General features: G+C 70.3%; 22 protein-coding genes. 16 read left to right on the top strand and 6 right to left on the bottom strand.

The features are described from left to right. Positions 1–2: 2 nt before the first annotated feature. Positions 3–1208: a THUMP-like domain-containing protein gene (locus AB0P08_RS01595; RefSeq protein ID WP_363587721.1), complete on the bottom strand. Its 1206-nt coding sequence runs from the start codon at positions 1206–1208 to the stop codon at positions 3–5. A 150-nt stretch (positions 1209–1358) separates the two neighbouring features. Here AB0P08_RS01595 and groES point away from each other — a divergent pair, with 150 nt between their 5' ends. The 3 genes from groES to AB0P08_RS01580 all read left to right on the top strand — a co-directional run bounded on the left by groES (position 1359) and on the right by AB0P08_RS01580 (position 4120). Beyond that, the gene (groES, locus tag AB0P08_RS01590; protein ID WP_017203655.1) at positions 1359–1655 is read left to right on the top strand and encodes a co-chaperone GroES; all 297 of its coding nucleotides are present in this window, start codon (positions 1359–1361) and stop codon (positions 1653–1655) included. A 131-nt stretch (positions 1656–1786) separates the two neighbouring features. Continuing rightward, positions 1787–2719, top strand: a complete 933-nt coding sequence (gene rarD / locus AB0P08_RS01585; RefSeq protein WP_315637390.1) for an EamA family transporter RarD — start codon at positions 1787–1789, stop codon at positions 2717–2719. 144 nt (positions 2720–2863) lie between these two features. After that, positions 2864–4120, top strand: coding sequence for an ABC transporter substrate-binding protein (locus tag AB0P08_RS01580; protein ID WP_187663424.1), 1257 nt, complete (start codon positions 2864–2866; stop codon positions 4118–4120). A gap of 64 nt (positions 4121–4184) precedes the next feature. Here the strand turns inward: AB0P08_RS01580 and AB0P08_RS01575 are convergent, their stop codons facing one another. The 4 genes from AB0P08_RS01575 to AB0P08_RS01560 are packed head-to-tail and all read right to left on the bottom strand — an operon-like array spanning position 4185 to position 8204. Further along, complete coding sequence (locus tag AB0P08_RS01575) at positions 4185–4952, bottom strand: ABC transporter ATP-binding protein (protein ID WP_187663425.1); 768 nt, start codon at positions 4950–4952, stop codon at positions 4185–4187. After that, positions 4949–5947 carry an ABC transporter ATP-binding protein gene (locus AB0P08_RS01570; protein ID WP_187663426.1) on the bottom strand — a complete coding sequence of 333 codons (999 nt, stop codon included), beginning with the start codon at positions 5945–5947 and terminating at the stop codon, positions 4949–4951. Before AB0P08_RS01570 ends, AB0P08_RS01575 begins: the two co-directional genes overlap by 4 nt. Continuing rightward, positions 5937–6914: a branched-chain amino acid ABC transporter permease gene (locus tag AB0P08_RS01565; RefSeq protein WP_025103732.1), complete on the bottom strand. Its 978-nt coding sequence runs from the start codon at positions 6912–6914 to the stop codon at positions 5937–5939. Before AB0P08_RS01565 ends, AB0P08_RS01570 begins: the two co-directional genes overlap by 11 nt. Before the next feature lie 3 nt (positions 6915–6917). Then, a complete protein-coding gene (locus AB0P08_RS01560) occupies positions 6918–8204 on the bottom strand; it encodes a branched-chain amino acid ABC transporter permease (protein WP_187663427.1) in 1287 nt (428 codons plus the stop codon). Between the two features lie 316 nt (positions 8205–8520). On the opposite strand from AB0P08_RS01560, the gene guaB reads away from it, so the two are divergent. Further along, positions 8521–10023 carry an IMP dehydrogenase gene (guaB, locus tag AB0P08_RS01555; RefSeq protein ID WP_025103734.1) on the top strand — a complete coding sequence of 501 codons (1503 nt, stop codon included), beginning with the start codon at positions 8521–8523 and terminating at the stop codon, positions 10021–10023. 74 nt (positions 10024–10097) lie between these two features. On the opposite strand, the gene AB0P08_RS01550 is transcribed toward guaB, so the two are convergent. Beyond that, positions 10098–10508: a hypothetical protein gene (locus tag AB0P08_RS01550; protein WP_363587718.1), complete on the bottom strand. Its 411-nt coding sequence runs from the start codon at positions 10506–10508 to the stop codon at positions 10098–10100. Positions 10509–10608: 100 nt separating this feature from the next. Here AB0P08_RS01550 and AB0P08_RS01545 point away from each other — a divergent pair, with 100 nt between their 5' ends. The 12 genes from AB0P08_RS01545 (at position 10609) to AB0P08_RS01490 (ending at position 26186) form a co-directional block, all read left to right on the top strand. Continuing rightward, complete coding sequence (locus AB0P08_RS01545) at positions 10609–10920, top strand: DUF2277 domain-containing protein (RefSeq protein ID WP_259954242.1); 312 nt, start codon at positions 10609–10611, stop codon at positions 10918–10920. Between the two features lie 138 nt (positions 10921–11058). Then, positions 11059–12105 carry a response regulator gene (locus AB0P08_RS01540; protein ID WP_259954244.1) on the top strand — a complete coding sequence of 349 codons (1047 nt, stop codon included), beginning with the start codon at positions 11059–11061 and terminating at the stop codon, positions 12103–12105. Further along, on the top strand, positions 12105–13094 hold the full coding sequence (locus tag AB0P08_RS01535) for an ATP-grasp domain-containing protein (protein WP_363587716.1): 990 nt from the start codon (positions 12105–12107) through the stop codon (positions 13092–13094). Before AB0P08_RS01540 ends, AB0P08_RS01535 begins: the two co-directional genes overlap by 1 nt. Then, positions 13091–13804: a PHP domain-containing protein gene (locus AB0P08_RS01530; protein WP_363445556.1), complete on the top strand. Its 714-nt coding sequence runs from the start codon at positions 13091–13093 to the stop codon at positions 13802–13804. The genes AB0P08_RS01535 and AB0P08_RS01530 overlap by 4 nt, the downstream gene beginning before the upstream one ends. After that, positions 13804–15291, top strand: coding sequence for a glycosyltransferase family 2 protein (locus AB0P08_RS01525; protein ID WP_363587714.1), 1488 nt, complete (start codon positions 13804–13806; stop codon positions 15289–15291). The genes AB0P08_RS01530 and AB0P08_RS01525 overlap by 1 nt, the downstream gene beginning before the upstream one ends. Then, positions 15288–15431 (top strand): hypothetical protein, encoded by a 144-nt coding sequence (locus tag AB0P08_RS01520; RefSeq protein WP_187663434.1) that lies wholly within the window; start codon positions 15288–15290, stop codon positions 15429–15431. Before AB0P08_RS01525 ends, AB0P08_RS01520 begins: the two co-directional genes overlap by 4 nt. Then, a complete protein-coding gene (locus AB0P08_RS01515; RefSeq protein ID WP_363587712.1) occupies positions 15428–15775 on the top strand; it encodes a response regulator in 348 nt (115 codons plus the stop codon). The genes AB0P08_RS01520 and AB0P08_RS01515 overlap by 4 nt, the downstream gene beginning before the upstream one ends. Next, complete coding sequence (locus AB0P08_RS01510) at positions 15772–17592, top strand: sensor histidine kinase (protein ID WP_363587710.1); 1821 nt, start codon at positions 15772–15774, stop codon at positions 17590–17592. The genes AB0P08_RS01515 and AB0P08_RS01510 overlap by 4 nt, the downstream gene beginning before the upstream one ends. Before the next feature lie 46 nt (positions 17593–17638). Beyond that, on the top strand, positions 17639–19327 hold the full coding sequence (locus AB0P08_RS01505) for an ABC-F family ATP-binding cassette domain-containing protein (RefSeq protein WP_363587708.1): 1689 nt from the start codon (positions 17639–17641) through the stop codon (positions 19325–19327). Between the two features lie 45 nt (positions 19328–19372). After that, positions 19373–20488 carry a GuaB3 family IMP dehydrogenase-related protein gene (locus AB0P08_RS01500; RefSeq protein ID WP_025103746.1) on the top strand — a complete coding sequence of 372 codons (1116 nt, stop codon included), beginning with the start codon at positions 19373–19375 and terminating at the stop codon, positions 20486–20488. 57 nt (positions 20489–20545) lie between these two features. Continuing rightward, positions 20546–21304, top strand: a complete 759-nt coding sequence (locus AB0P08_RS01495; protein WP_363588593.1) for an SURF1 family protein — start codon at positions 20546–20548, stop codon at positions 21302–21304. 307 nt (positions 21305–21611) lie between these two features. Further along, complete coding sequence (locus AB0P08_RS01490) at positions 21612–26186, top strand: ExeM/NucH family extracellular endonuclease (RefSeq protein WP_363587706.1); 4575 nt, start codon at positions 21612–21614, stop codon at positions 26184–26186. The last annotated feature ends 13 nt before the right edge of the window (positions 26187–26199 follow it).

Here is a 26199-nt window from a genome sequence, read left to right as displayed (position 1 = left end):
TCTCAGTCCGCGACGGGCACCCGGTCGGCGAGGATCGCGCGTCGCTGATCGCCGAAGCGGGCGAGGATCAGGGTCGCCTCGGCGTCGCCGCGCAGGGTCAGCTTGCGCCGGAAGGCCGCGGGGTCGACGTCGACCCCGCGCTTCTTGATCTCGATGCGGCCGATGCCGTGCGTCTTCAGGGCCGCGTTGATCGTCTTCGGCGTGATCGGCAGCGTCTCCCGGACGCGGAAGGACTGCACGAACGGGCTCGTCAGCGCGGCATCGGAGGTGAGGTAGGCGATGCGCGGGTCGAGCATCCCCGCATCGAGGCTGCGGGCGACGTCGCCGATGAGGCGCGCCCGGATGACGGCGCCGTCCGGCTCGTGGAGGAAGGCCCCGAGCGGTCGGACCGGAGCGTCCTCGGCATCGGCAGGGCCGGTGAGCTCGTGCGAGCGCTCGCCGCGGATCACCAGGGCCGAGCGCCGGACCCCTTCCCTGGCCAGCTCCCTGGACCACACCACGAGCTCGACGACGCTCGCGTCGGCGCTGACCCACTGCGTCTCCGCGTCCGCGGGCAGGGCGTCGCGGTCGTGGGCGGGGCCGAGCTTGATCCCCGTGGGGCGCTGCGCGGCGACGGCGAACGCCCAGTCGAGGGACGGCGAGTAGTCGTCGGCGGAGACGCGCCGGGTCTCGCTGTGTCCGGAGGTGCGGCGGGCGGGATCCATCCAGATCGCCTGGCCGGGGACCGGCTCTCCGAGCGCGTCCTCCGCCGTGGCGTGCCGGACCGTGGCGTCGTCGCCGAACGGGGCGAGGTTGTAGGCGGCGAGGGCCGCGGTCACCTCGTCGGCGTCCACCGCATGGACCGCCAGTCCCGCGCCGGCGAACGCGAGGGCGTCGCCGCCGATCCCGCAGCCGAGGTCCGCGACGCTCGTGAGGCCGGCTCGGCGGATCCGCTGGGCGTGGCGGGCGGCCACGCCGAGGCGGGTGGCCTGCTCGAGGCCCGCGCGGGTGAAGAGCATGCGGGCGGCGAAGGGGCCGAACTTCGCCGTGGCCCTGGCGCGCAGGTGCGCCTGCCCGACGACGGCGGAGACGAGGTCGGGGGAGTGTCCCGCAGCCCGCAGCCGGGAGACGGCTGCGGCCGCCTCGGCGGTGGAGGTGACCGGCCCGAGCGCGTCGAGCAGCTCGAGGCCGGCGGGGGTCAGCAGGGCGCGCAGCTCGGACATCTCCACCCTCCCAGCCTAGGACCCGCGTGACGTGTGACGCGGGTTGGCACTCGCATTGCATGAGTGCCAGCCGACCGCCTACACTGGCATTAGCACTCTCGGGTTGAGAGTGCGAACGAGTCTTTCGTGTCAGCGTCAAGAAAGAAGAGGTAGACCGTGTCGGTTTCCATCAAGCCGCTCGAGGACCGCATCGTCATCAAGCAGGTCGAGGCCGAGCAGACCACCGCGAGTGGCCTGGTCATCCCCGACACCGCCAAGGAGAAGCCCCAGGAGGGCGAGGTCGTGGCGGTCGGCCCCGGCCGCATCGACGACAACGGCAACCGCGTTCCGCTCGACGTCGCCGTCGGCGACCGCGTGCTCTACAGCAAGTACGGCGGCACCGAGGTGAAGTTCGGCGCGGACGAGTTCCTCGTCCTGTCGGCTCGCGACGTCCTGGCGGTCGTCGTCCGCTGATCGCACACCCGGTTCCCTCTGCACGGCGGACGGGAACCCGGTCCGAAGAGGGCCCGGATGCTTCGGCATCCGGGCCCTCTTCCGCATCCGGAGCGGCGCGGCCCTCGTCCTCGCGGGCATAGGGTTGTGCGGTGACCCCCGAGACGACCCGCGCCACCCGGACGGCGGGCGTCGCCTACGCCGGGAGCGCATACCTCCTGTGGGGCGTGCTGCCGCTCTACTTCCTCCTGCTGCAGCCCACCGGGCCGTGGGAGGTGGTCGCCTGGCGGGTGCTGCTCTCCTTCGTCTTCTGTCTTCTGCTGCTCACCGTCACGAGGGGATGGCCCGCCTTCCTCGCGATCGTCCGGAGTCCGCGACTGCTCGGGTGGACGGCCCTCGCCGGCCTGCTCATCTACGTCAACTGGCAGGTCTTCGTCCTCGGCACGTTGAGCGAGAACGTGGTGGAGACGGCGCTCGGCTACTTCATCAACCCGATCACCACCGTGCTGCTCGGCGTCTTCGTCCTCAAGGAGCGCCTCCGCCGTCTGCAGTGGGCGGCGGTCGGGATCGCGGCCGTCGCGGTCGTCGTCATCATCGTGGCGTACGGCCACGTCCCTTGGATCGCCCTGACCCTCACCGCTTCCTTCGGTCTGTACGGGCTCATCAAGAAGAAGATCGGCCCTGCCGTCGACGCGGTCAGCGGGTTGACGCTCGAGTCGTTCTGGCTGATCCCCATCGCGGTGGTGCAGCTCGTGATCGTGGCGACGACGCCCGTCGGCCTGACGATGGGGACCGCGGGCTGGCCGCACGCCGTGCTGCTCGCCTTCGCGGGGGTGGCCACGGCTGTCCCCCTGCTGCTGTTCGCGGCCGGCACGCGTCGCGTCGACCTCACGATCATCGGGATGCTGCAGTTCCTCACCCCGGTCCTGCAGTTCGTGATCGGGGTCGTCGTGCTGCACGAGCCGATGCCGCCGGAGCGCTGGATCGGGTTCCTCCTGGTGTGGGTCGCGATCGCGGTCTTCGTCGTCGATCTGCTCCTCGCCGCGCGTCGCGGCCGTCGTGCCACCCGCGCCGCGGCGCTCTGATCGGTCCTGCCCGCGCACCGAAACGGCGGCCCTGGATCGTTAACGCACCGAGATACTTGCCCCTCCTGCGCGCGGGGCGCACGCCCTAGTGTTAGAGCACCCGACTGTGGTCATCATCCACGTTCGTTTACGCAAGGGAGCATCATGAACGCACTGAAGGGCTCGCGCAGCGCGAGGATCTTCGCCGGGATCGCGCTGGTCAGCGCCTCCGCCCTCATCATCGCGGGCTGCAGCAGCACGCCCGATGCGGAGCCGTCGGACGGGGGCGGCGACAAGCCCGCCGCCGACCTGACGCTCAAGCTCGGTTCGCTGCTGCCCGCCACCGGTACGCTCGCCTTCCTGGGCGCGCCGATGGAGGCCGGCGTCCAGCTCGCCGTCAACCAGATCAACGAGGCCGACGCCGGCATCACGATCGACCTCAGCACGGGCGACGAGGGCGACCTCGACAACAAGGCCTACGAGACCTCCATCACCAACCTGCGCAACGGCGACATCACCGCCATGATCGGCGCGGCGTCCTCCAGCGTCACCAAGCTCATCCTCGACGGCAACGCGGGTGCGGACATCCTCACGGTGTCCCCGTCCAACACCTCGCCGGACTTCACGGGCATCAACCCGCTGTACTTCCGCACCGCACCGAGCGACAACCTCCAGGGCGAGGTCCTCGGCAACGAGATCGCCGAGGACGGCCACAAGACGCTGGGCATCATCTACCAGAACGACCCGTACGGCACGGGCCTGTTCGAGGCGATCAAGGCCACGTTCGAGAGCACCGGCGGCGAGGTCGTCGCCGATGCGTCGTACAACCAGGGTGACGGTCAGTTCAACGCGCAGGTGTCGGAGATCGCCGCGGCGAACCCGGACGCCGTCGCTGTCGTCTCCTACGACCAGTTCGCCACCATCGCGCCGCTGCTGGGCAACGCCGGGGTCGACACGGGCTCGCTGTACCTCGTCGACGGCAACCTCAAGGACTGGGGCGCCGACATCCCGGTCAGCCTCGAGGGCTCGAAGGGCACCCGCGCCGGCGCCGAGCTGCCGCAGGACTTCCTCGACCAGCTGAACGAGGTCTGGACGGCCGAGGGCAACGACCCGATCGACGCCGTGACCTACTCGGCCGAGGCGTACGACGCCGTGGTCCTCATCGCTCTGGCGGCGCTGAAGGCCGGCTCGGTCGAGGGCCCGGACATCGCGGCGGAGATGATCACCGTCTCCGGCGGCGACGGCGACGGCGAGAAGTGCGACAACTTCGCCGACTGCGCCGCGATCATCAACGACGGCGGCACGCCGGATTACGACGGCCTCTCCGGCGAGATCACGTTCGACGAGAACAACGACCCGAAGGGTGCCGCGATCGGCGTCTACGAGTTCGACGCCGAGAACGTCACCTCGCGCATCAAGTAAACACCGCACGATGAAGGCCCCGGGTGCTTCGGCATCCGGGGCCTTCCTCGTGCGGCGCGAGGTCTCAGGCGGCGTCGGTCCCGAGGGTGCCGAGGTAGAGGCCGATGACCTTCGGATCGTTCAGCAGCTCCCGACCGGTGCCCTCGTAGGCGTCCTTCCCCTGGTCCAGCACGTAGCCGCGGTCGCAGATCTGCAGGCACCGACGGGCGTTCTGCTCGACCATGATCGTCGTCACGCCCGCCTTGTTGATGTCGGAGACGCGGATGAAGGCGTCGTCCTGCCGCACGGGGGAGAGGCCGGCGGACGGCTCGTCCAGCAGCAGCACGGACGGGTCCATCATGAGCGCGCGGGACATGGCGACCATCTGGCGCTCGCCGCCGGAGAGCGAGCCCGCACGCTGCTTCAGGCGCTTGCCGATCTCCGCGAAGATGCTGCTGACGAACTCGAGCCGCTCCGCGAAGATCTTCGGGTTCTGGTAGAGCCCCATCTCCAGGTTCTCCTGGATGGTGAGCGACGGGAACACGTTGTTCGTCTGCGGCACGAAGGCGACACCGCGGCGTACGAGCTTGTCGGCCTTGAGGCCGACGATGCTCTCGCCCTTGACGGTGATGTCGCCCTCGCGGACGTTCACCATGCCGAAGATCGCCTTGAGGAGCGTCGACTTCCCGGCGCCGTTCGGGCCGATGATGCCGATGAGCTCGCCCTGGCGGGCGACGAGGTTCGCGCCGTTGAGGATGTTCACTCCCGGCAGGTAGCCGGCGTGCACGTCCTTCAGCTCGACGATGACGTCGCCGGTCTCGGGGGTGCCCTCGGCGGGGATCGCGGTGCTCATGCCTTGTCCTCCTCGGCGGCGTCCTCGGCCTCGACCTCGGCCTCGACCTCCGTCTCGATCTGCTCGCGGATGCGCTCCGCGTCGGCGTCCGAGATCACCGGGAGGCGGCCGGTGACGGCGCCGAGGTCCACGTCCTGATGGGCGCCCAGGTAGGCGTCCACGACCGCGGGGTCCTCCATGACGGTCTCCGGAGGCCCCTCGGCCACCACGCGCCCCTCGGCCATCACGACGACCCAGTCGGCGATGTGACGCACCATGTGCATGTCGTGCTCCACGAAGAGCACCGTCATCCCGAGGTCCTTGAGATCGAGGATGTGGTCGAGGAGCGACTGCGTGAGGGCGGGGTTCACCCCGGCCATCGGCTCGTCGAGCATCACCAGGTTCGGGTCGCTCATGAGCGCCCGTGCCATCTCCAGGAGCTTGCGCTGACCGCCGGAGAGGGAGGCGGCGAAGTCCTGCTCCTTGGCGTCGAGCTTGAAGCGCACGAGGAGCTCGTGGGCCCGCTGCTCGATCTCCTGCTCCTGCGCGCGCCAGAGGAAGGGGAAGAGCCCGGCCCAGAAGCCCTCGCCGCGCTGGTCCTTCGCGCCGAGCTTCATGTTCTCCAGCACGGTCAGCAGCGACAGCGACTTGGTGAGCTGGAAGGTGCGCACCTGGCCCATCCGGGCGACCTTGAAGGACGGGATGCCGGAGAGGCTCTTGCCGTCGTACGACCAGGTACCGCTGTTGGGCTTGTCGAACCCGCAGAGGAGGTTGAACAGTGTGGTCTTCCCGGCGCCGTTGGGGCCGATGAGTGCCGTGATGGCGCCACGCGGGATCTCGAGGTGATCGACGTCGACGGCGGTCAGTCCGCCGAAGCGCCGCTGCACCGCGTCCACGACGAGGATCGGGTCGACCTTCTTGACTCCGGGGGCGGCGGGACCCGCGGCGAGCCCGGTGGTCTTGGCGCGGGGAGCGCTCTTCGCGGGCGTGACGGCCGCGTCGTTCTCACTTGACAAAGGTCATCTCCCTCTTGTTCCCCAGGATGCCCTGCGGGCGGAACACGACGATGAGCATCAGCACGATGCCGATGAGGATGTAGCGCACCACGTCGGCCTGTGCGCTCGTCATGGGCAGGTAGCCGGCCGTGGCCATCGCGGGGAGGAGCGCGCCGAGGAAGGCGAACACCACCCAGAAGAGCACGGCGCCGAGCGTCGGGCCGAAGACCGTAGCCGCACCGCCGAGGAGCAGGATCGTCCACAGGAAGAACGTCAGCGACGTCGAGTAGCTGCCGGGGATGACCGCCGAGGGCAGGACGAAGACGATGCCGCCGAGCGCACCGATCACACCACCCACCACGAGCGCCTGCATCTTGTACGCGAAGACGTTCTTGCCGAGCGACCGCACGGCGTCCTCGTCCTCGCGGATGCCCTTGAGCACGCGGCCCCACGGGCTGCGCATGAGCGCCCAGACCACGAGGATCGTCAGAGCGAGGGTGAGCAGACCGAACACACGCACCCAGAGGTCGTTCGCGTTGTACGTCCACGGGCCGAAGCCGTACGTCCCCGGAGGGAACGGGTTGGCATCGCGGAAGCTCTGGTGGTAGCCGGAGAGCCCGCCGGCGGAGTTCGTCCAGTCCTTGAACAGCTCCGTGACGAACATCAGGCGCACGACCTCCGCGGCCGCGATGGTCGCGATGGCGAGGTAGTCGGCGCGCAGACGCAGCGTCGGGATTCCCAGCAGCAGGGCGAAGAGCGCTCCGCCGGTGATGCCGACGAGCACGCCCAGCCACCACGGGAAGCCGAAGGTGAGGATCGAGATCGCGTAGCCGTAGCCGCCGATCGCCATGAAGGCCGCCATGCCGAAGTTGAGCAGACCCGTGTAGCCGAAGTGCACAGCGAGGCCGGTGGCCGCGAGCGCGTAGGCGATCGTCGTCGGGCTGAACAGGTAGGAGGCGGTGTTGCCGAAGATGCTTCCGAAGTCCATGCGTCAGCCCAACCTTTCCTTGCGTCCGAGGATGCCCTGCGGTCGCACGAGCAGGATGATGATCAGCGCGACGAGGGCGCTGGCGTACTTGAGGTCGGTCGGCACCCCGAGGAGCGTGGACACCTCGACCGCGAGGCCGACGATGATCGAGCCGATCAGGGCGCCGATCGCCGAGCCGAGCCCGCCGAGCGTGATGGCGCAGAACATCAGCAGCAGCATCTGCATACCCATGTCCCACTTCACGCCGGGTCGGAAGTACGCCCAGAGGATCCCGGAGATCGCGGCCAGGGTGCCGGCGAGGATCCAGACGATGCGGATGACCTTGTCCACGTCGATGCCGGAGGCGGCGGCGAGCTGCGGGTTGTCCGAGATCGCCCTCGTCGCCTTGCCGGTGCGGGTGCGGGTGAGGAAGAACGCGACGCCGAGGATCACGATGATGCTGGTCGCCATGCCGATCAGGTCGATGTACGACAGGGAGATCGGCCCGAGACGGATGGGCTCCGGGCTGGAACCGGGCAGCTGATAGGTGTTGCCGCCGATGATGTACTGCAGACCGTAGCGGAGGGCCAGCGAGAGGCCGATGCTGACGATCATGAGCTGGACGACGCCCAGACCCCGGCGCCGCAGTGGCTTCCAGATGCCGGCGTCCAGAGCCCAGCCGAGCGCCGCACCGCCGATGACCGCGGCGATGATGCCGGCCCACAGCGGGAGCTGCCAAAACGAGGTGACGACGAGCGTGACCACCGCGCCCCAGCTCACCATCTCGCCGTGCGCGAAGTTCGACAGCCGGGTCGTGCCGTAGATCAGCGCGGCGCCCATCGAGGCGAGCCCCAGCAGCAGACCGAAGTTCAGACCGCCCACCATGCGCGACAGGAGCTGGTCGAGGAAGGAGACGGTCACCCGCTCGCCCTCGCCCAGGAAGAAGTTCACGATCTTCGTGCCGGTGAGCCCGAACTCCAGCTCGAACGAGGCGGTCGTGCCCGAGACGGGCTGGATCCCCTCGGGGAGCTGCGTCGCGTCGACGATCACGCCGTCCGGAAGCGTGGACTCGTCGACTGTCAGGGTGTACGTCTCCTTCTCCGGCACGTACAGGCGCCACTTGCCCTCGGCGTCGGTCTCGGTCTCGGCGTCGAAGCCGTTGCCCTCGATCGTCATCACGACGCCCTCGACGGGCTCGTCGCCGTCGGTGACGACGCCGGCGAAGTAGAAGTCGGTGACCTCCTGGCCGTCGTCCGTCGTCTCCGCGGATGCGGCTGAGGGAGGGAGGAGGAGCGATGCCGCGAGCGCCATCAGGATTCCGAAGAAGGCGAAGGCCCAAGGGCGCTTTCGCGGTCCGGCGAGTGCTGTGGGTCCCACGCAACCTCCACTGTGAGTGCTGTCTCCGCGGACTCGGGTCGAACCGCGGGGATGGACGACGCACTTGAGCGTAATGGGCGATCGGCGATTCACCTATCGTCCGGGCCAACGGTCCGGTAACGACAGGGCTCTGGGAATGTTCTCGGGCGTGTCTCGCTTAGAATCTCCATACGGGTCGCGCCCGCGCACCGGCCGACGTCGACCCCCCATTCGCACCCGGATCCGCGCCACTCGCGCAGGAGGAGATTCCATGGACCAGCACGATCCCTTCGGCTTCGTCGGACTGACCTACGATGACGTGCTGCTGCTCCCCGGGCACACCGACGTCATCCCCAGCGAGGCCGACACGTCGTCCCGGATCACGCGGCGGATCTCCGTCGCGACGCCGCTCCTCTCCAGCGCGATGGACACCGTGACCGAGTCCCGCATGGCGATCGCCATGGCGCGGGAGGGTGGCATCGGCATCCTGCACCGCAACCTCTCGATCGCCGACCAGGCCGCGCACGTCGACCGCGTGAAGCGGAGCGAGTCCGGCATGATCACCGACCCCATCACCACGACGCAGGACGCGACCGTGGAGGAGGTCGACGCGCTGTGCGCCAAGTACCGGATCTCCGGTCTCCCGGTCGTGGACGACGAGGGTCGTCTGGTCGGCATCATCACGAACCGGGACATGCGCTTCGTCTCCGGCTTCGAGCGCCAGAGCACGTTCGTGAAGGACGTCATGACGAGGGAGAACCTCGTCACCGCCCCGGTGGGCGTCGCGGCAGGCGAGGTCATCGCGCTGTTCGCGAAGCACCGCGTCGAGAAGCTGCCCCTCATCGACGAGGACGGCAAGCTCGCCGGCCTCATCACCATCAAGGACTTCGACAAGAGCGAGAAGTACCCGCTCGCCACCAAGGACGACCAGGGCCGCCTGCGGGTGGGCGCGGCGATCGGCTTCTTCGGCGACGCCTGGGAGCGCGCCGAGGCCCTCCGCGACGCCGGCGTCGACGTGCTCGTCGTCGACACCGCCAACGGCCAGTCCCAGGGCGTGATCGACCTCGTCAAGCGCCTCAAGGCCGACGAGTCGTTCGCGCACATCGACGTCATCGGCGGCAACGTCGCCACCCGCGAGGGCGCGCAGGCGCTGGTGGACGCCGGTGTCGACGCGGTCAAGGTGGGCGTGGGGCCCGGCTCGATCTGCACGACGCGCGTGGTCGCCGGTGTCGGCGTACCGCAGGTGACGGCCGTCTACGAGGCGTCGCTCGCGGCGCGTCCGGCCGGGGTCCCGGTGATCGCCGACGGCGGCCTGCAGTACTCGGGCGACATCGCGAAGGCCCTGGTCGCCGGCGCCGACGCCGTGATGCTCGGCTCGCTGCTCGCCGGCACGGACGAGTCGCCGGGCGAGATCGTCTTCCAGTCGGGCAAGCAGTTCAAGCAGTACCGCGGGATGGGATCGCTCGGCGCCATGCAGACGCGCGGCAAGCAGACCTCGTACTCGAAGGACCGCTACTTCCAGGCCGACGTGCCCAGTGACGACAAGCTGATCCCGGAGGGCATCGAGGGCCAGGTCCCGTACCGCGGCCCGCTCTCCGCCGTCGCCTACCAGCTCGTCGGCGGGCTGCGGCAGTCGATGTTCTACGTCGGTGCGCGCACCATCGAGGAGCTCAAGCAGCGCGGCAAGTTCGTGCGCATCACCTCGGCGGGACTCAAGGAGTCGCACCCGCACGATGTGCAGATCGTCGTCGAGGCGCCGAACTACAAGAAGTGACAGCGGCCCCCGGGAAGGGGGACGCAGGAGGGGCCGGATGCGCTGCATCCGGCCCCTCGTCGTCCGCGGTGCGGTCAGCCGCAGCGGTAGGTGACGCCGCCGACGTCCCACACCCCGGGTCCGAGCTCGGCGCACGTTCCGATCACACCGGCCAGCACGGTCACCAGCAGGACGATCCCGATGATCGCGAAGATCGTCAGGATGGCGCCGACGATGATGCCGGCGATCGCGATGCCCTTGGGGGCCTTCGCCTTGCCGAGCTGCACGGCGGCGATGATGCTGAGGATGAGGCCGACCGGCGGCAGCAGGAACGCCAGCACGAGGCCGATGATCGACAGCACCCGCCCGGGCGGCGAGGTCGGCACGTCCTGCCCGTAGGGGGCGCCGGGCGGGGGAGCGGAGGCCGCGGGATACGGCGAGGGCGCGCCGCCGGGCGGCGGCGGGTTGTAGGGCGGCGGGGCGTCGGGCGACGGTGCGTCGGTCATGATCTCTCCTCGGTTCCGGTCGTAGCCCAGAGCGTAGCGATGGAGGGACGGGCATGCCATCCCCCTTCCGGGCCCCGCGCGCCGCGCGTACGGTGCCGGTATGTGCCGAAACATCGTGCCTCTGAACAACCTCGAGCCCGCAGCCACGGATGAGGAGTGCCAGGAGGCCGCGCTCCAGTTCGTCCGCAAGATCTCCGGGACGACGGCGCCCTCGCGCGCGAACCGCGAGGTGTTCGATCGCGCGGTGGCCGAGATCGCCGTGGCCACGCGGCGGCTGCTCGACGATCTCGTGACCTCGGCACCGCCCAAGAACCGCGAGGAGCAGGCGGCGAAGAGGCGGGCGCGATCGGCGGAGCGCTACGAGGCGATCCGGGTCTATCAGGAGGAGAAGCGGGCGGCGCGCGCGGGCTGACGCGCTGCGGGCCGGGGGTGGAGCCCTGTGCCAGAATCGACGTACCCCGCTCGACTTTCCCTGCGGCCCGGTGATGAAGGCACCGAGCTCGCACCGCCGAATCCCCCCGGCAGGGAATCTCCCCAAGGAGAGCTGTACATGGCTGAGGTCCCCCCTCGCATCCTCGTCGTCGACGACGACCACGACGTCGCCCTGCTCGTCAAGACCGTCCTGGAACGGCGTGCAGGCTGCGTCGTCGATCTCGCGGACGACGGCCGATCGGCGCTCGAGAAGGCCGCGGCGGTGAAACCCGACGTCGTCGTGACCGACATCGAGATGCCGGGGCTCAGCGGCCTGGAGCTGCTCGCGGAACTGCGGCGCCTCATGCCGACCGTGCCGGTCGTCGTGATGACCGCGCACGTCTCGGTCGAGTACGCCGTGTCGGCGCTCCGGGCGCAGGCCGACGAGTTCCTCACCAAGCCGCTCGACAACGCCCGACTCGTGGAGTCGGTCGCCCGGCTCGTCGAGGAGTCCCGGCGCCGGAAGGCGGAGGCGAAGACCGGCGAGGTCGTCCTCGCGATCGGGGCGCACCCGGACGACGTCGAGATCGGCGTCGGCGGCATCCTCGCGGCGCACGCGGCCGCCGGCGATCAGATCACGATCCTCACGCTCTCCCGCGGAGCGCGCGGCGGTGACGCGGACAGTCGCCAGCATGAGTCGCTCGCCGCGGCCGAGCAGGTGGGGGCGCGCCTGTTCGTCAAAGACCTCATCGACACCGAGATCTCGGGCGGAGGATCGACCGTCCGCCTCATCGAGGAGGTCGTGCAGGAGATCCAGCCGACCATCGTCTACACGCACTCGCACCACGACCGCCACCAGGATCACCGCGCGGTGAACGAGGCGACGATCGTCGCGACCCGCCGCGTCGGCACGGTCGCCTGCTACCAGAGCCCTTCCGCGACCATCGACTACCGGCCCACGCGCTTCGTCCGCATCGACCGCTTCCTGGATGACAAGCTGCGGCTGCTGGAGTGCTTCCAGTCCCAGACCGCGGCGAACCGGGAGTATCTCGCGCCGGAGTTCGTCACCGCCACCGCACGCTACTGGTCGCGGTTCGGCGGCGGCGAGGCGGTCGAGCCGCTGGAGGTCGTGCGCGAGACCGCCGAGTTCATCGGCGCCCATGAACTGAGTCGACGGGAGAGCTGATGACGAAGCGCGTACTGGTCACCGGAGCCGGAGGCCCCGCCGGCGTCGCCGTGATCCGCTCCCTGCTGCGACGGCCCGATCTGACGGTCTTCGCGGCCGACATGGACGGATGGGCGAGCGGCATCTACCTCGTCCCACCGGCGCAACGCCGTCTGGTTCCCCCGGGGCGTGACGAGGACTTCGTGCCGGCGATCGCGCGGATGGTCGCGGAGGACGGTCTCGACCTCGTGATCTCGACCGTCGACGTGGAGCTGATCGCCCTCGCGGACCGCCGCGACGAGCTGGCCCCCGCGGTCCTCGCCGCGCCGCCCGCCGACACGCTGCACACCGCCCTCGACAAGCTCGCTCTCGCGGAGCGCTGCGCGCCGACCGGTCGTGTGCCGCGCACCGTGCTCGCCGGGCCGGATGCCGCGGAGGTCGCGTGGGAGTTCCCCGTGTTCGCCAAGCCCCGGCAGGGGGCGGGCAGTCGCGGTGTGCGCCTCGTCCCGGACGCCGAGGCGCTCGCGGCCCTCCCCGCCGATGAGGGGCTGATCGTGCAGGACTTCCTCCCGGGCGAGGAGTACTCGGTCGATGTGATCGCCGACGCCTCCGGCGGTGTGGTCGCGGCGGTCCCGCGCACCCGTGCGCGCGTGGATTCGGGCGTCGCCATCGCCGGTCGCACCCTCCGCGACCCCGAGCTCGAGGAGACCGCCGCCGCCATCGCGCGGGCGATCGGCCTCGTGGGCGTCGCCAACGTGCAGCTCCGTCGCGACCGGGACGGGCGGGCCGTGCTGCTCGAGGTCAACGCGCGCTTCCCCGGGGCACTCCCGCTGACGATCGCCGCCGGAGTCGACATCCCGTCGCTCGTCGCCGACCTCTTCCTCGGCCGGGAGATCCCGGTGCAGGTGCCCTTCCGCGAGGTCGCATCGGTGCGCTTCCTGGAGGACGTGATCGTCGAGGTCGACGACGTGCTCGTGTCGGCGCACGCCGGTCACCAGGAGGAACTGTGAGCCATCCCGCCCTCCGCGGAGACCACCACGTCCACTCCACGTTCTCCGATGACGCGGTCTCCACGCTGGAGGAGAACGTCGCCGCCGCTGCGGCCGTCGGTCTCGAGACGGTCCGCCTCGTCGACCACGTACGGCAGAGCACGACCTGGGTGCCGGAGTACCTCGCCGCGGTCCGTCGGCTGCGCGTTCCGGACGGACTCACGGTGCTCACGGGCGTCGAGGCGAAGATCCTCGACGCCTCGGGGGAACTCGACATGCCGGTGCTGCCTGAGGGCATCGACCGGATCCTCATCGCCGACCATCAGTTCCCCGGCGTGGACGGGCCGCTCGGTCCCACCGCCGTCCGCGAGCGCATCGCCGCGGGGTGGGCGCCGGCCGACGTCCTCGACCAGTTCACGGACGCGGTCATCGCGACCATGCGACGCCATCCGGGCAACCAGCTCGCGCACTGCTTCTCGATCCTGCCGAAGATCGGTCTCGCGGAGGAGGAGCTCGGAGCCGAGCGCCTCGAGGCCTGGGCTCGCGCCGCCGCGGAGACGGATACCCTCGTCGAGGTCAACGAGAAGTGGGTGTGCCCCGGCGCGGAGGCGCTGACCGCGCTGGAGCGCGCGGGTGCCGGGATCGTCGCGTCCACCGACAGCCACGTGGCCGCAGACGTCGGCCGGTACTCCCGCATCCTCCCGCTGCTCGACGGGACGGAAGGACGCTGATGCCCGAGCTGACCTGGATCGAGACGGTCGTCGTCGTCATCCTCCTCCTCTGCGTGCTGATCGGCACGCTCCCGGTCGTCAACACCGGGTTGCAGTTCCTCATGCTGCCGCTGCACGCCTTCCGCAATCACTACGGCAAGGCCGCGCCGTACCACCCGAACGTGGCCGTGGTCATCCCGGCGTGGAACGAGGGCCTGGTCATCGGCCCCGCGATCGAGCGGCTGCTCCAGCTCGAGTACCCCGCCGAGCGCCTCCGCGTCTTCGTCGTCGACGACGCATCCACGGACGACACCCCGGCGATCGTGCAGCAGAAGGCGGCGACCTACCCGGGACGGGTCGTGCACCTGCGGCGCGAGAAGGGTGGCGAGGGCAAGGCGCACACGCTGAACCACGGCCTCGACGTCGTGCTCGCCGACCCGTGGACCGAAGCGGTGCTCATCATGGACGCCGACGTGATCTTCGCGCGGGACTCGCTGCGCAAGCTCACCCGGCACCTCGCGGACGAAGAGGTCGGGGCCGTCACGGCCTACATCGCGGAGGGCAGCAGGGACCGCAACTACCTCACCCGGTTCATCGCGATCGAGTACGTCATCGGCCAGCTCTCGGCACGGCGCACGCAGAACGTCGGGGGAGCGATCGCCTGCCTCGCCGGGGGCGCCCAGCTGCATTCCCGCGCGAACCTCGAGGCGATCGGCGGTCGCATCCCGACGGGCACGCTCGCCGAGGACACCATGACGACCTTCGAGAGTCAGCTCCACGGCCGCCGGATGGTGTTCGAGCCGCACGCCGTGGTGCTCGCCGAGGAGCCGCGGACGATCGACAGTCTCTGGAAGCAGCGGCTGCGCTGGGCGCGCGGCAACGTGCAGCTCACCTCGATCTACAAGAAGCTCTGGTTCCGTCCGAGTCGCGACCACAACCTGGGCAGCATCCCCTTCGGGCTGGCCTGGTTCACGATCCTGCTGATGCCGGCGCTCCTGCTCCTCGCCGCCACCGCGATGATCGTCCTCCTGCTCCTGCACAGCGACGTCGCGGAGTTCGTGTTCCGGTTCATGTGGATCGCCGCGGCGGCCATCTACATCTTCTCGATGCTCTACTCCGTCCAGCTCGATCCGCGCATCGGGCGGCAGTCCTGGCGCGAGGCGATCATGTTCCCGGGGCTCGGGGCGCTGATCCTCATGGCCCTGGCGCTGTTCCCCTGGGCCCTGGACGGCCTGATCGGCGCGGCCGGGCAGGAGTCGACGGAGCAGACGCCTGTGCTGTGGCTGCTGGCGTTCGCCCTCTGGGGGCCGGTGTCGATGCTCGGCATCTGGCTCGCGCGGGCGGTCGAGCCGCTTCCGGCCGGACGCTTCTTCGCGGGCCTGCTGCTCTACGTCTGCGGCTACGGATCACTGCTGTGCGCGATCACCGCCGACTCGTACCTCAAGGAGTGGCGTCGCGCGGATGCCTCCTGGATCAAGACCGAGAAGATCGGACGGGTCGACTCATGACCGACGCACCATCGCACGACGCCGAGGTGGAGGAGATCACGGCCGACGCCCGGAAGGAGCGCCGCCTCATCCCGCAGGCGCTCATCTCCCTCGCCGTCGTGGTCGTGATCGTCGTCGTCCGAGAGCTGCTCCTGCGATGACCGGACGGCCGCTCGCCCTGGTCGTCGAGGACGCTCCGGATCAGGCGACCCTCCTGGGGCGGTACCTCGATCGGGAGGGCTTCGACGTGTTCGTCGCGCCCGATGCGGAGTCTGCCATCGCCGCCTTCCCGGACATCGACCCCCAGGTCGCCGTCCTGGACCTGCTGCTCCCCGGCATCTCCGGTCAGGCGTGCTGCCGGCTGATCCACGAACGCTACCCGGAGTGCTTCCTCATCGTCAGCTCGGTGCTGGACGTCGCGGAGTATCCACCCTCTGACGCCGCGCTGCCGAAGCCCATCACGGGGGCGGACCTGCATCGGGCCGTGGAGCGGGTGCCGCGATGAGGGCCACGCCGCTGGAGCGTGCCGAGAACCGCTGGTACCGGGTCGTCGACAACCCGAGCCCGATCGTCAAGCAGGTCCCGACGCTCGTCGCCGCCGCGATCGCGGGCGTGATGACGTGGGCCATCCCCAGCCTGCCGTTCACCGATGTCGTCCTCGCGCTGACCGGCCTCGCGGTCGTGCTCGTCGCGACGCTCCACGCCGGGGTGCTCAGCGCGCTGCACATCCGCGAGGGCTGGATCGTGCTGCTGGTGCCGATGGTCGACATCCTGGGACTGGGCCTGTTCCGTGCAGGGACGGGAGGCGCGGCCTCGCTCTTCGGATCGCTCGTGCTCCTGCCGGTGATCTGGATCGCGGCGGCGCCGGGGATCCGCTGGGTCTTCGTCGTCGGCGCGTTCACGTCGTTCGCGCTGCTGATCCCCTACGTCGTCGAACCGCCGACGAACGCGGTGGTGTGGCTCCGCGGCGTCGTCGGTCCGCTCGTCTTCGCGGCCGTCGCGGCCGTGGTGAACGAGCTCTCCCGGCAGCAGCGCCTGCGGGTGCAGCAGGCGGAGGAACTGGTCACGGAGCGGACCAAGGCGCTGTCCGAGAACGTCTCGATGATCGTGCAGCTTCGTCAGAAGGAGCACGAGTACCGCGTGCTGCTCGACTCGTTCGAGGGCCTGTGGGCGTCGATCACCGCGCAGGCCGTGATCGGCACCGATCGCGAGGGGCGCGTCACGGCGTGGAACCCCGGGGCCGTCCGCCTGCTCGGGCTCTCCCACGACGAGGCTCTCGACGACGTGCGCGTCGACCGCTTCTTCTCGCCGTCGGCGCTGAGGATGCTCGCCGAGGACACCGCGTCGCGCGAAGACGTCTCGGGGGTGCCGGCGGGGCAGGGCGGGGCGCCCGACCGCGCAGGAGTGCCGGACGGGCTCCGCGAGCTCTTCGCCCACGCGGACGCCGGCCATACCGTCGACGGCGACATTGAGGTGAGGACCGCGGGCGGCACGACGGTGCCGGCGCGGGTGACCGTCACCCCGCACAAGGATCCGTCCGGCGCGCAGCAGGGCTACCTGTTCGTGCTCACGGACGAGACCAGAGCCGTCGAGGTCGCGCGCATGAAGGACGAGTTCGTGGGGATGATCTCCCATGAGCTCCGGACGCCGCTGAGTGCGATCATCGGCTTCCTCGACCTGTTGCAGAACGACCCCGGTCAGCCCCTGACCGAGGACCAGCAGGAGTTCGTCGGCATCATCGAGCGCAACGCGAAGCGCCTGCTGAACCTCGTCGGCGATCTGCTCTTCACGGCGCAGGTGGAATCGGGGCGCTTCCCCCTGGAGCGGGACGAGGCCGACGTCGCGGAGCTCGTGCGCTCGGCGGTGGCCTCGGCGGGGCCGCATGCGCAACGCGAGGGGATCGAGCTGGACCTGCAGGTCGGGGACGAGCCGATCCCGCTGCTCGTCGATCCCGGACGCCTCGGGCAGGCGGTGGACAACCTCCTCTCGAACGCCATCAAGTTCACCCCGCGCGGGGGCCGAGTGACGGCCGCCGTGCGTCGCCTCGACGGCGGGGTGCAGGTCGCCATCGCCGACACCGGGGTCGGGATCCCGCAGGACGAGCAGCGCATGCTCTTCACCCGGTTCTTCCGGGCGTCGACGGCCACGCGCAACGCCGTCCCGGGGGTGGGGCTGGGCCTCACGATCACGCGCGCGATCGTGCTGGCCCACGGCGGATCGATGGACGTGACCAGCGAGGAGGGGGTGGGCACCGAGTTCCGGTTCGTGCTCCCGGCGGCTCCCAAGACCGAGGTGCTGCAGACCCTCAGTCGCGCGGACTGATAGCCTGGTCGGCTCGCTGTCCGCGGGCGGAAGGACGGCAACGCCTGTGGGGTACATCGACGCATCCGGGATCTCACTGACGCTTCCCGACGGCAGACCGCTTCTCGACGAGGTGTCGTTCCGGGTCGGGGCGGGCTCGACCAGCGCTCTGATCGGGCCGAACGGGGCGGGGAAGACGACGCTGCTGCGGATCATCCGCGGCGAGCAGCCGGCCGACGACGGGGTGGTGACCATCGACGGCGGACTCGGCGTCATGGACCAGTTCGTCGGGCACGGCGAGCCGGGCCAGACCGTGCACGAGCTGCTCGTGCGGGTGGCCCCCACGCGTCTCCGTGCGGCGGCGGAGGCGCTGGAGGCCGCGGAGAACGCGCTCATCGACCGCGACGAGCACGACACCCAGATGGCCTACGCCTCCGCCATCGCCGAGTACGCGGACGCCGGCGGCTACGAGCACGAGACCGTGTGGGATCAGTGCACCGTGGCAGCGCTCGGCGTGCCGTTCGAGCGGGCACGGTACCGCGAGCTCACCTCCCTCTCCGGCGGAGAGCAGAAACGGCTCGCCCTGGAGGCGCTGCTGCGCGGCCCCGATGAGGTGCTCCTGCTCGACGAGCCGGACAACTACCTCGACGTGCCGACCAAGCGGTGGCTCGAGGAGCGGCTGCGCGCCACGGACAAGACCGTGCTGCTGGTGTCGCACGACCGCGAGCTCCTCGCCAGAGCCGCCGATCGGCTGATCACGCTGGAACCCGGTGCGGCGGGGTCGACGGCCTGGGTGCACGGCGGGAGCTTCGCGACCTACCATCAGGCGCGCGCCGATCGGATGGACCGGCTCGACGAGCTGCGCCGGCGGTGGGACGAGCAGCATGAGAAGCTCCGCATCCTGGTGGCGAACCTCAAGGTCAAGGCGTCCGCGAACGACGGCTTCGCGTCCCGGTATCAGGCGGCGCAGACGCGACTGCGGAAGTTCGAGGAGGCGGGCCCGCCCGAGGAGCGGCCCCCGGCGCAGGAGTTCGACATGCGCCTCCGCGGGGCCAGGACCGGGAAGCGGGCCGTCGTGGCTGACCGGCTCGAGCTGACCGGTCTCATGCGTCCCTTCGACGCCGAGGTCTGGTACGGCGACCGGGTGGGCGTGCTCGGCTCGAACGGCTCAGGCAAATCGCACTTCCTGCGGCTGCTGGCCCGCGGCGGCACCGACCCGGATCCGTCCCTCGGCCACGTGACCGCGGTCGCGGAGGAGCTCCGCCCCGTCGCGCACACCGGACGCGCGGTGCTGGGCGCCCGCGTGGTGCCGGGGCTCTTCGCGCAGACCCACGCGCACCCGGAGTTCGTCGGCCGCACGCTGCTGGAGATCCTGCATCGGGGGGACGACCTCCGCGACGGCATGCCCCGGGACGCGGCGAGCTCGGCCCTGGACAGGTACGGCCTCGTCCGCCAGGCCCAGCAGGCGTTCGAGTCGCTCTCCGGCGGACAGCAGGCGCGGTTCCAGGTGCTCCTGCTCGAGCTGTCCGGCGCGACCCTCCTCCTCCTCGACGAGCCCACCGACAACCTCGATCTGGAGTCGGCCGAGGCGCTGGAGGAGGCGCTCGGACGCTTCGAGGGCACCGTGGTCGCAGTCACCCACGACCGATGGTTCGCTCGCTCCTTCGACCGGTTCCTCGTGTTCGGCACGGACGGCAAGGTCTACGAATCCGACGAGCCGGTCTGGGACGAGCGGCGGGTGGCGCGTGCGCGCTGACCGCCGCGGAGGCCGCCGGGCGCCGGGTAGGCTGGACGGGTGACCATGGAGATCGAGCTCGGCCGAGGAAAGCGCGCGCGTCGCGCGTACACGTTCGACGACATCGCGGTGGTGCCCTCACGGCGCACGCGGAACCCCGAGGACGTGTCCACCGCATGGACGATCGACGCCTTCGGCTTCGAGATCCCGGTGCTCGGGGCGCCGATGGACTCGGTCGTCAGCCCGCGCACCGCGATCATGCTCGGGCAGCTCGGCGGCCTGGGGGTGCTCGACCTCGAGGGTCTCTGGACCCGGTACGAGGACCCGGAGCCGCTTCTCGCCGAGATCGCCGGCCTCGCGGAGGACCGCGCGACCGTGCGCATGCAGGAGCTCTACTCGGAGCCCATCAAGCCCGAGCTCATCACCCGCCGACTCGCCGAGATCCGCGAAGCCGGCGTCACCGTCGCCGGCTCCCTCACCCCGCAGCGCACGCAGGAGTTCTACGACACCGTCGCCGCGGCCGGCGTCGACCTGTTCGTCATCCGGGGCACGACCGTCTCCGCCGAGCACGTGTCGAGTGTGGCGGAGCCGCTGAACCTCAAGAAGTTCATCTACGACCTCGACGTGCCGGTGATCGTGGGCGGAGCCGCGACCTACACGGCGGCCCTGCACCTCATGCGCACCGGTGCCGCCGGCGTGCTCGTGGGCTTCGGCGGCGGCGCGGCGTCCACCACCCGGGCCACCCTCGGCATCCACGCGCCCATGGCCACCGCGGTGTCCGATGTGGCCGCGGCTCGCCGTGACTACCTCGACGAGTCCGGCGGGCGCTATGTCCACGTGATCGCCGATGGCGGCGTCGGCACCTCCGGCGACATCGTGAAGGCGCTCGCCATGGGCGCAGACGCCGTCATGCTCGGGGTCGCCCTGGCTCGCGCGACGGACGCTCCCGGCCAGGGATTCCACTGGGGTCCCGAGGCGCACCACCCGAAGCTGCCGCGCGGACGACGCGTCGAGGTCGGCGGGATCGGCACGCTGGAGGAGATCCTCTACGGCCCGGCGCCGGTCGCCGACGGCACCGCGAACCTCATCGGCGCGCTGCGCAAGTCGATGGCCACCACCGGGTACTCCGATCTCAAGGAGTTCCAGCGGGTGGAGGTCGTGCTGGCCCCGTACGAGGCCTGAGGTCTCCGCATCACCGTGACCGCACCTGCTCCCTTCCCGCCGACCCTTCGTGAGGTCATGCTGCGGGGACGCTGGATCGCGATGCTGCTGCTGTGCCTCATCGTCGCCGGGGTGTTCGCCTGGCTCGGCCAATGGCAGCTGGAGCGGGCGATCGAGACCGATCCACCGGCGCCGGGGGCGACCGAGCAGGTCCGGCCGCTGGACGAGGTCGTGCAGCCGGGGGAGTACCTCCCCGAGCCCCTCGTCGGGCAGCGCGTGGAGACGGAGGGCGTCTGGGTCCCCGGGGACTTCCTCGTCGTGGGCAGCCGCTTCAACGACGGCGCCGAGGGGTACTGGGTCACCGGACAGCTCCGGGTCGACGAGCGCGTCTCGCTGGCGGTCGCCATCGGCTGGGCGCCGGATCGCGAGGCCGCCGACGCCGCCGTGGAGCGTCTGGAAGCCGAGGCGGACGGCGGCGTGGTCGAGGTCGCCGGTCGCGTCATCTCGGATGAGGGTCCGTCGGTGCCTCCGCGCTCCGATCCGGAGCAGATGGACCGGATGTCCCCGGCCGCTCTGTTGAGCCGCTGGCACGACACCGAGCAGCTCGACGTCTACCGTCCGTATCTCGCCTCCACGACCGCCACGGCAGGGCTCGACGACATCGCCTCGCCCGCGCCGGAGGAGCAGTCCCCGGTCAACTGGCTCAACGTCTTCTATGCCGCCGAGTGGGTCATCTTCGCGGGCTTCGCGTTCTACCTCTGGTACCGCCTGGCGAAGGACGCCTGGGAGCGCGAGGTGGAGGAGTTCGAGGACGCCGAGGGGTCAGCGGCCGTCTGACGGCCACTGCGCATCCGCGCGGCGAACGCTGCGCTTCTGCGCGCCGCAGGGCCGGCGTGTGAACCTTCGTCAGGGGGCGTCGCGGCCATTCGGTGAGCGCTGGATGACCAATGGGAAAACTCCGTTGAGGATGTCCGAACCGCTCCGTATGCTCGCTCCATGTGCGCACGCTGGGAGTTCCCGATGTGTGCGATGACAGCGTCCTGAGCAGCGCCGGAACACGATCGAGGAGACAGCACCGATGATGTCCGCTCCTGAGCACGGGGAGACCCTGCCCCCCGTCTCGCACCGCAGAATCCGAGGGCGCGTGGGCGCTCTCGCCGCGACGTGCGTCGCCGCCCTGAGCCTCGGCTCGCTGGTGGCCGCGCCCGCATCGGCGAACACCGAGGGCACCGGGGTGGTGATCAACGAGGCCTATCTGTCCGGCGGCAGCGCCGGGGCGGCGTTCACGAACAAGTTCGTGGAGCTCTACAACCCGACGGCGGCGCCCGTCACGCTCGACGGCATGTCCCTGCAGTACCGCTCCGCGGCCGGGACCGGCGCCTTCAACGGCGTCGCACCGCTGAAGGGGACGATCCCGGCGGGCGGCTACTTCCTCGTGCAGGCGAACAGCAACGGCACCAACGGCGCCGCGCTGCCCCCTCCCGACGCCACCACGACGCTGAGCCCGAGCGGCACCAACGGCACCCTGGCGCTCGTCGAGGGCACCGCGGCGGTGACTCTCACCCCCGGCTCGACCGTCGGCGTGGACGGGGTGATCGACCTCCTCGGCTACGGCACCTCGAACACCTTCGAGACGGCGGCGGCCACCGCCCCCACCAGCAACACCGACGTCCGGTCGCTGAATCGCACGGACGGTGCGGACGCGGACGACAACAAGGCCGACTTCGCACTGTCGGCGACCATCACCCCGCAGAACTCCGGCGGCACGGATCCCGGCACCGACCCGGGCGAGGAGCCGGGGACGGAGCCGAAGGCCGCCACCATCGCGGAGGTCCAGGGCACCGGCGACGTCTCGCCGCTCGCCGGACAGCGCGTCCGCGTCGAGGGCGTCGTCACGGCGGACCACCGGACCGGCGGCTACAAGGGCATCGTGATCCAGACGCAGGGCTCGGGCGGCGAGACCGACGCGACCCCGGGCGCCTCGGACGGCGTGTTCGTGTTCCTGAACGCGCTCGCGCCCACGCTCGAGATCGGCGACCTCGTCTCGGTGACCGGCACGGTGAGCGAGTACTACGGTCAGACCCAGATCGCCCCTGCCGCGGTCGCGGACGTCTCGGTGGTCACGGCCGGCGTGGGCGTGCCCGCGCTCACGCCGCTGCCCGACACCGTACGCGGTGCCGACCGCGAGCAGTACGAGAACATGTACGTCGCCCCGACCGGCACGTACCGGCTCGCGTCGAGCCACCAGCTCTACAACTACGGGGCGCTGTGGCTGAACGCCGGCGACGACCTCAACGTCAAGAGCACCGAGACCACGCGTCCCGGGGCCGACGCCGCCGCCATCGCGGCCGAGAACCGCGCCAACCGCATCCTGCTCGACGACGCCTGGTCCATCCAGGTGACCAACAGCGGCCACCCGGGCCAGCAGCCGTACTTCACGGAGGACACGGTGGTCCGCAACGGCGACACCGTCGACTTCGGGTCCAACGGCTACGTGCTCCAGTGGGGCTTCGACGACTGGCGGCTGCAGCCGGTCGTCCCGATCGACGACGCCTCCCCGGCGGAGCGCAAGGTCACCTTCGAGGCGACCAACCCGCGTCCCGAGAAGGCTCCGGAGGTGGGCGGTGACGCGCAGGTGGCGTCATTCAACGTCTACAACTACTTCACGACGCTGAAGAGCGAGAACGCCGACGCCCGCGGCGCGGCGAACGCCGCCCAGTTCGCGATTCAGAAGTCCAAGATCGTCTCGGCCATCAACGGCCTCGACGCGGAGATCGTGGCTCTGATGGAGATCGAGAACTCGGTCAAGCTGGGCAAGCCCGTCGACACCGCCCTGAAGGACCTTGTCGCCGGCCTCAACGCCGACGCGGGCTCCGACGTGTGGGACTACGTGCGCACGCCCGAGGCTCTGCAGGACCCGGCGACCACGGACTACATCACCAACGCGATCATCTTCAAGAAGGACGCCGTGAGCACGGTGGGCGACAGTGCCACCGTCACCGACGAGTCCGTGTGGGGCAACGCCCGCGAGCCGATCGCCCAGGCGTTCGACATCGACGGCCGCGTCGTCACCGTCGTCGCCAACCACCTGAAGTCGAAGTCCCCGCCGCAGGGCGCCGGGGCCGAGCCCGCCGACGGTCAGGGCTTCTTCAACGCCGACCGGGTGAAGCAGGCGCAGGCCGTCCTCGACTTCACCGACGAGCTGGCCGAGAGCAGCGGCAGCAGCGACATGCTGCTGATCGGCGACTTCAACGCCTACGGGCAGGAAGACCCGATCGACGTGTTCACCTCGCAGGGGTGGAGCGACGTCGCCGCCGACAAGGCCGCAGGTCAGTACACCTACACGTTCGACGGCGAGCTCGGCTCGCTCGACCACGTGATCGCCTCGCCCTCGCTCGTCCCGTCGATCACGGGCGCCGGTGTGTGGGGCATCAACTCGCCGGAGTGGAGCGACCGCGGCTATGCGTTCGGCGCCGCCGAGGAGGGCACCCCCTACCGGTCGAGCGACCACGACCCGATCCTCGTCGGCGTCTCCTCGGAGATCCCGCCGGTGAGCATCGACGTGGTGACGGTGAACGACTTCCACGGCCGTATCGAGGCGGACGGGGCGGCGGCAGGAGCTGCCGTGCTCGCCGGCGCGGTGCAGCAGTTCCGTGCGGCGAACCCGAACACGATCTTCGCCGGAGCCGGCGACCTGATCGGGGCGTCGACGTTCACCTCGTTCATCAACGACGACAACCCCACGATCGACGCGCTCAACGCCGCCGGTCTGGACGTGAGCGCGGCGGGCAACCACGAGTTCGACCAGGGCTGGGAAGACCTGCGCGACCGGGTCCAGGAGCGCGCGGACTGGGAGTACATCTCCTCGAACGTCTTCCTCACCGAGACCGGTGAGCCCGCGCTGGCCCCGGCCTGGGTCAAGGAGCTCGACGGCGTGCGCGTCGGATTCGTGGGCGCCGTCACGGAAGACCTCGACTCGCTCGTCTCGCCCGAGGGCATCGCTGATCTCGAGGTGCGCAGCATCGTCGACTCCGTGAACACCGTGGCCGACGACCTGCGCGACGGGGACCCCGCCAACGGCGAGGCGGACGTGGTGATCCTGCTCGTGCACGAAGGCGCGGAGAGCACCGCGCTGTCCGCGATCACCGAGGACTCGCCGCTGGGCGAGATCGTCTACGGGGTCGACGACGACGTGGACGCGATCGTCTCGGCGCACACGCACCTCGCCTACAACCACGTCATCGATGGCCGGCCGGTCGTCTCGGCGGGGCAGTACGGCGAGAACCTCGGCCTCATGAACATCCAGGTCGACCCGAAGACGAAGGAGCTGCTCTCGATCACCAACGAGATCAAGCCCCTCACGGCTGCGGGCAAGCCGCTGTACCCGGCGGTGCCGGAGGTGCAGGCGATCGTCGACAAGGCGAAGGCGGAGGCCGACGTGCTGGGCGCCGTGAAGGTCGGCGACATCACCGCCGACTTCAACCGTGCCCGGCAGACCAACGGCTCGGAGAACCGCGGTGGCGAGTCCACCATCGGCAACTTCGTCGCCGACGTGCAGAAGTGGTCCACGGGCGCGGACATCGCTCTCATGAACCCGGGCGGCATCCGTGCCAACCTGACCTACGCGTCGAGCAACGCCGACGATCCGAACGGCAACGTCACCTACCGGGAGGCGGCGACCGTCCAGCCGTTCGCCAACACGCTGGTCACGCTGACCCTCACCGGCACGCAGCTGAAGGGCGTGCTGGAGGAGCAGTGGCAGCCGGCCGGATCGGCGCGACCGTTCCTCAAGCTCGGCGTCTCCGAGGGGCTGGTCTACACCTACGACCCGACGGCGGCCGCGGGTTCGCGGATCACCTCGATCACGCTGAACGGCACTGCGATCGACCCGAACGGGGAGTACACGGTGGCGGCGAACTCCTTCCTCGCGGCGGGCGGCGACAACTTCGCCACCTTCAAGGAGGGCGCGGGCAAGCGGGACACCGGCAAGATCGACCTGCAGTCCATGGTCGACTGGTTCGACGCGAACAAGACGGCCTCGCCCGACCTCGCCCAGCGTGCGGTCGGCGTGACGGTCAGCCCGGCGGACGCCGACGGCTACCGCGCGGGCGACCAGGTGACCGTCTCCCTCTCCTCGCTGGCCTTCAGCGGGGGCGAGGCGGCTCCGGGAGCGGTCACCCTGTCGCTCGGTGACACGCAGCTCGCGGCCGGCACGGTCGACCCGACCATCGTGGACACCACGGACGAGGGCGGGCGCGCCACCCTCACCTTCACGGTGCCGTCCGGGGTGTTCGGCGAGCAGCAGCTCACGGTCGAGGTCCCGGCGACGGGCACCACGGTGCAGGTGCCGTTCACGATCGCCGGCGAGGAGGAGTTCGCGGGGACCATCGCGCTCGGCTCCTCGAAGGTGGCCGCGGGCAAGAAGCTCGCGATCACCGGCGAGGGCTACCAGCCCGGCGAGACCGTGACGGTGGAGCTCCGCCCGAAGAAGGGCCAGGGCGTCGAGGTCGGCACGGTGCAGGTCCGCCAGGACGGCACGTTCAGCACCTCGGTGACGGTGCCGAAGAACGCCCAGCCCGGGAAGTACACCGTCGCGGTGGCGCAGGCGGACGGGGACGAGGCTACGGCCACCGTGACCGTCAACCGGGCCGGCGGTATCGGCGGGATCATCAAGGACATCGTCGACTGGCTGTGGGACCTCCTGACCGGATGGTTCTGACGCCGATCGGCGG

Origin of the sequence: Microbacterium meiriae (genome assembly GCF_040686935.1) — a bacterium.
Classification (GTDB): Bacteria; Actinomycetota; Actinomycetes; order Actinomycetales; family Microbacteriaceae; genus Microbacterium; species Microbacterium meiriae.
Note: the sequence above shows the minus strand (reverse complement) of the source record. Positions and strands in the feature narration are given on the sequence as shown.

Excerpts from the sequence above, each read along its gene's own strand:
- AB0P08_RS01560 (WP_187663427.1), bottom strand. The coding sequence starts at position 8,204 with ATGGCGCTCGCGGCATCGCTCCTCCTCCCTCCCTCAGCCGCATCCGCG.
- AB0P08_RS01580 (WP_187663424.1), top strand. The coding sequence starts at position 2,864 with ATGAACGCACTGAAGGGCTCGCGCAGCGCGAGGATCTTCGCCGGGATC.
- AB0P08_RS01520 (WP_187663434.1), top strand. The coding sequence starts at position 15,288 with ATGACCGACGCACCATCGCACGACGCCGAGGTGGAGGAGATCACGGCC.
- AB0P08_RS01575 (WP_187663425.1), bottom strand. The coding sequence starts at position 4,952 with ATGAGCACCGCGATCCCCGCCGAGGGCACCCCCGAGACCGGCGACGTC.
- guaB (WP_025103734.1), top strand. The coding sequence starts at position 8,521 with ATGGACCAGCACGATCCCTTCGGCTTCGTCGGACTGACCTACGATGAC.
- AB0P08_RS01500 (WP_025103746.1), top strand. The coding sequence starts at position 19,373 with ATGGAGATCGAGCTCGGCCGAGGAAAGCGCGCGCGTCGCGCGTACACG.
- AB0P08_RS01540 (WP_259954244.1), top strand. The coding sequence starts at position 11,059 with ATGGCTGAGGTCCCCCCTCGCATCCTCGTCGTCGACGACGACCACGAC.
- AB0P08_RS01515 (WP_363587712.1), top strand. The coding sequence starts at position 15,428 with ATGACCGGACGGCCGCTCGCCCTGGTCGTCGAGGACGCTCCGGATCAG.
- AB0P08_RS01545 (WP_259954242.1), top strand. The coding sequence starts at position 10,609 with ATGTGCCGAAACATCGTGCCTCTGAACAACCTCGAGCCCGCAGCCACG.
- AB0P08_RS01535 (WP_363587716.1), top strand. The coding sequence starts at position 12,105 with ATGACGAAGCGCGTACTGGTCACCGGAGCCGGAGGCCCCGCCGGCGTC.
- AB0P08_RS01565 (WP_025103732.1), bottom strand. The coding sequence starts at position 6,914 with ATGGACTTCGGAAGCATCTTCGGCAACACCGCCTCCTACCTGTTCAGC.
- AB0P08_RS01550 (WP_363587718.1), bottom strand. The coding sequence starts at position 10,508 with ATGACCGACGCACCGTCGCCCGACGCCCCGCCGCCCTACAACCCGCCG.
- AB0P08_RS01525 (WP_363587714.1), top strand. The coding sequence starts at position 13,804 with ATGCCCGAGCTGACCTGGATCGAGACGGTCGTCGTCGTCATCCTCCTC.
- AB0P08_RS01495 (WP_363588593.1), top strand. The coding sequence starts at position 20,546 with ATGCTGCGGGGACGCTGGATCGCGATGCTGCTGCTGTGCCTCATCGTC.
- AB0P08_RS01510 (WP_363587710.1), top strand. The coding sequence starts at position 15,772 with ATGAGGGCCACGCCGCTGGAGCGTGCCGAGAACCGCTGGTACCGGGTC.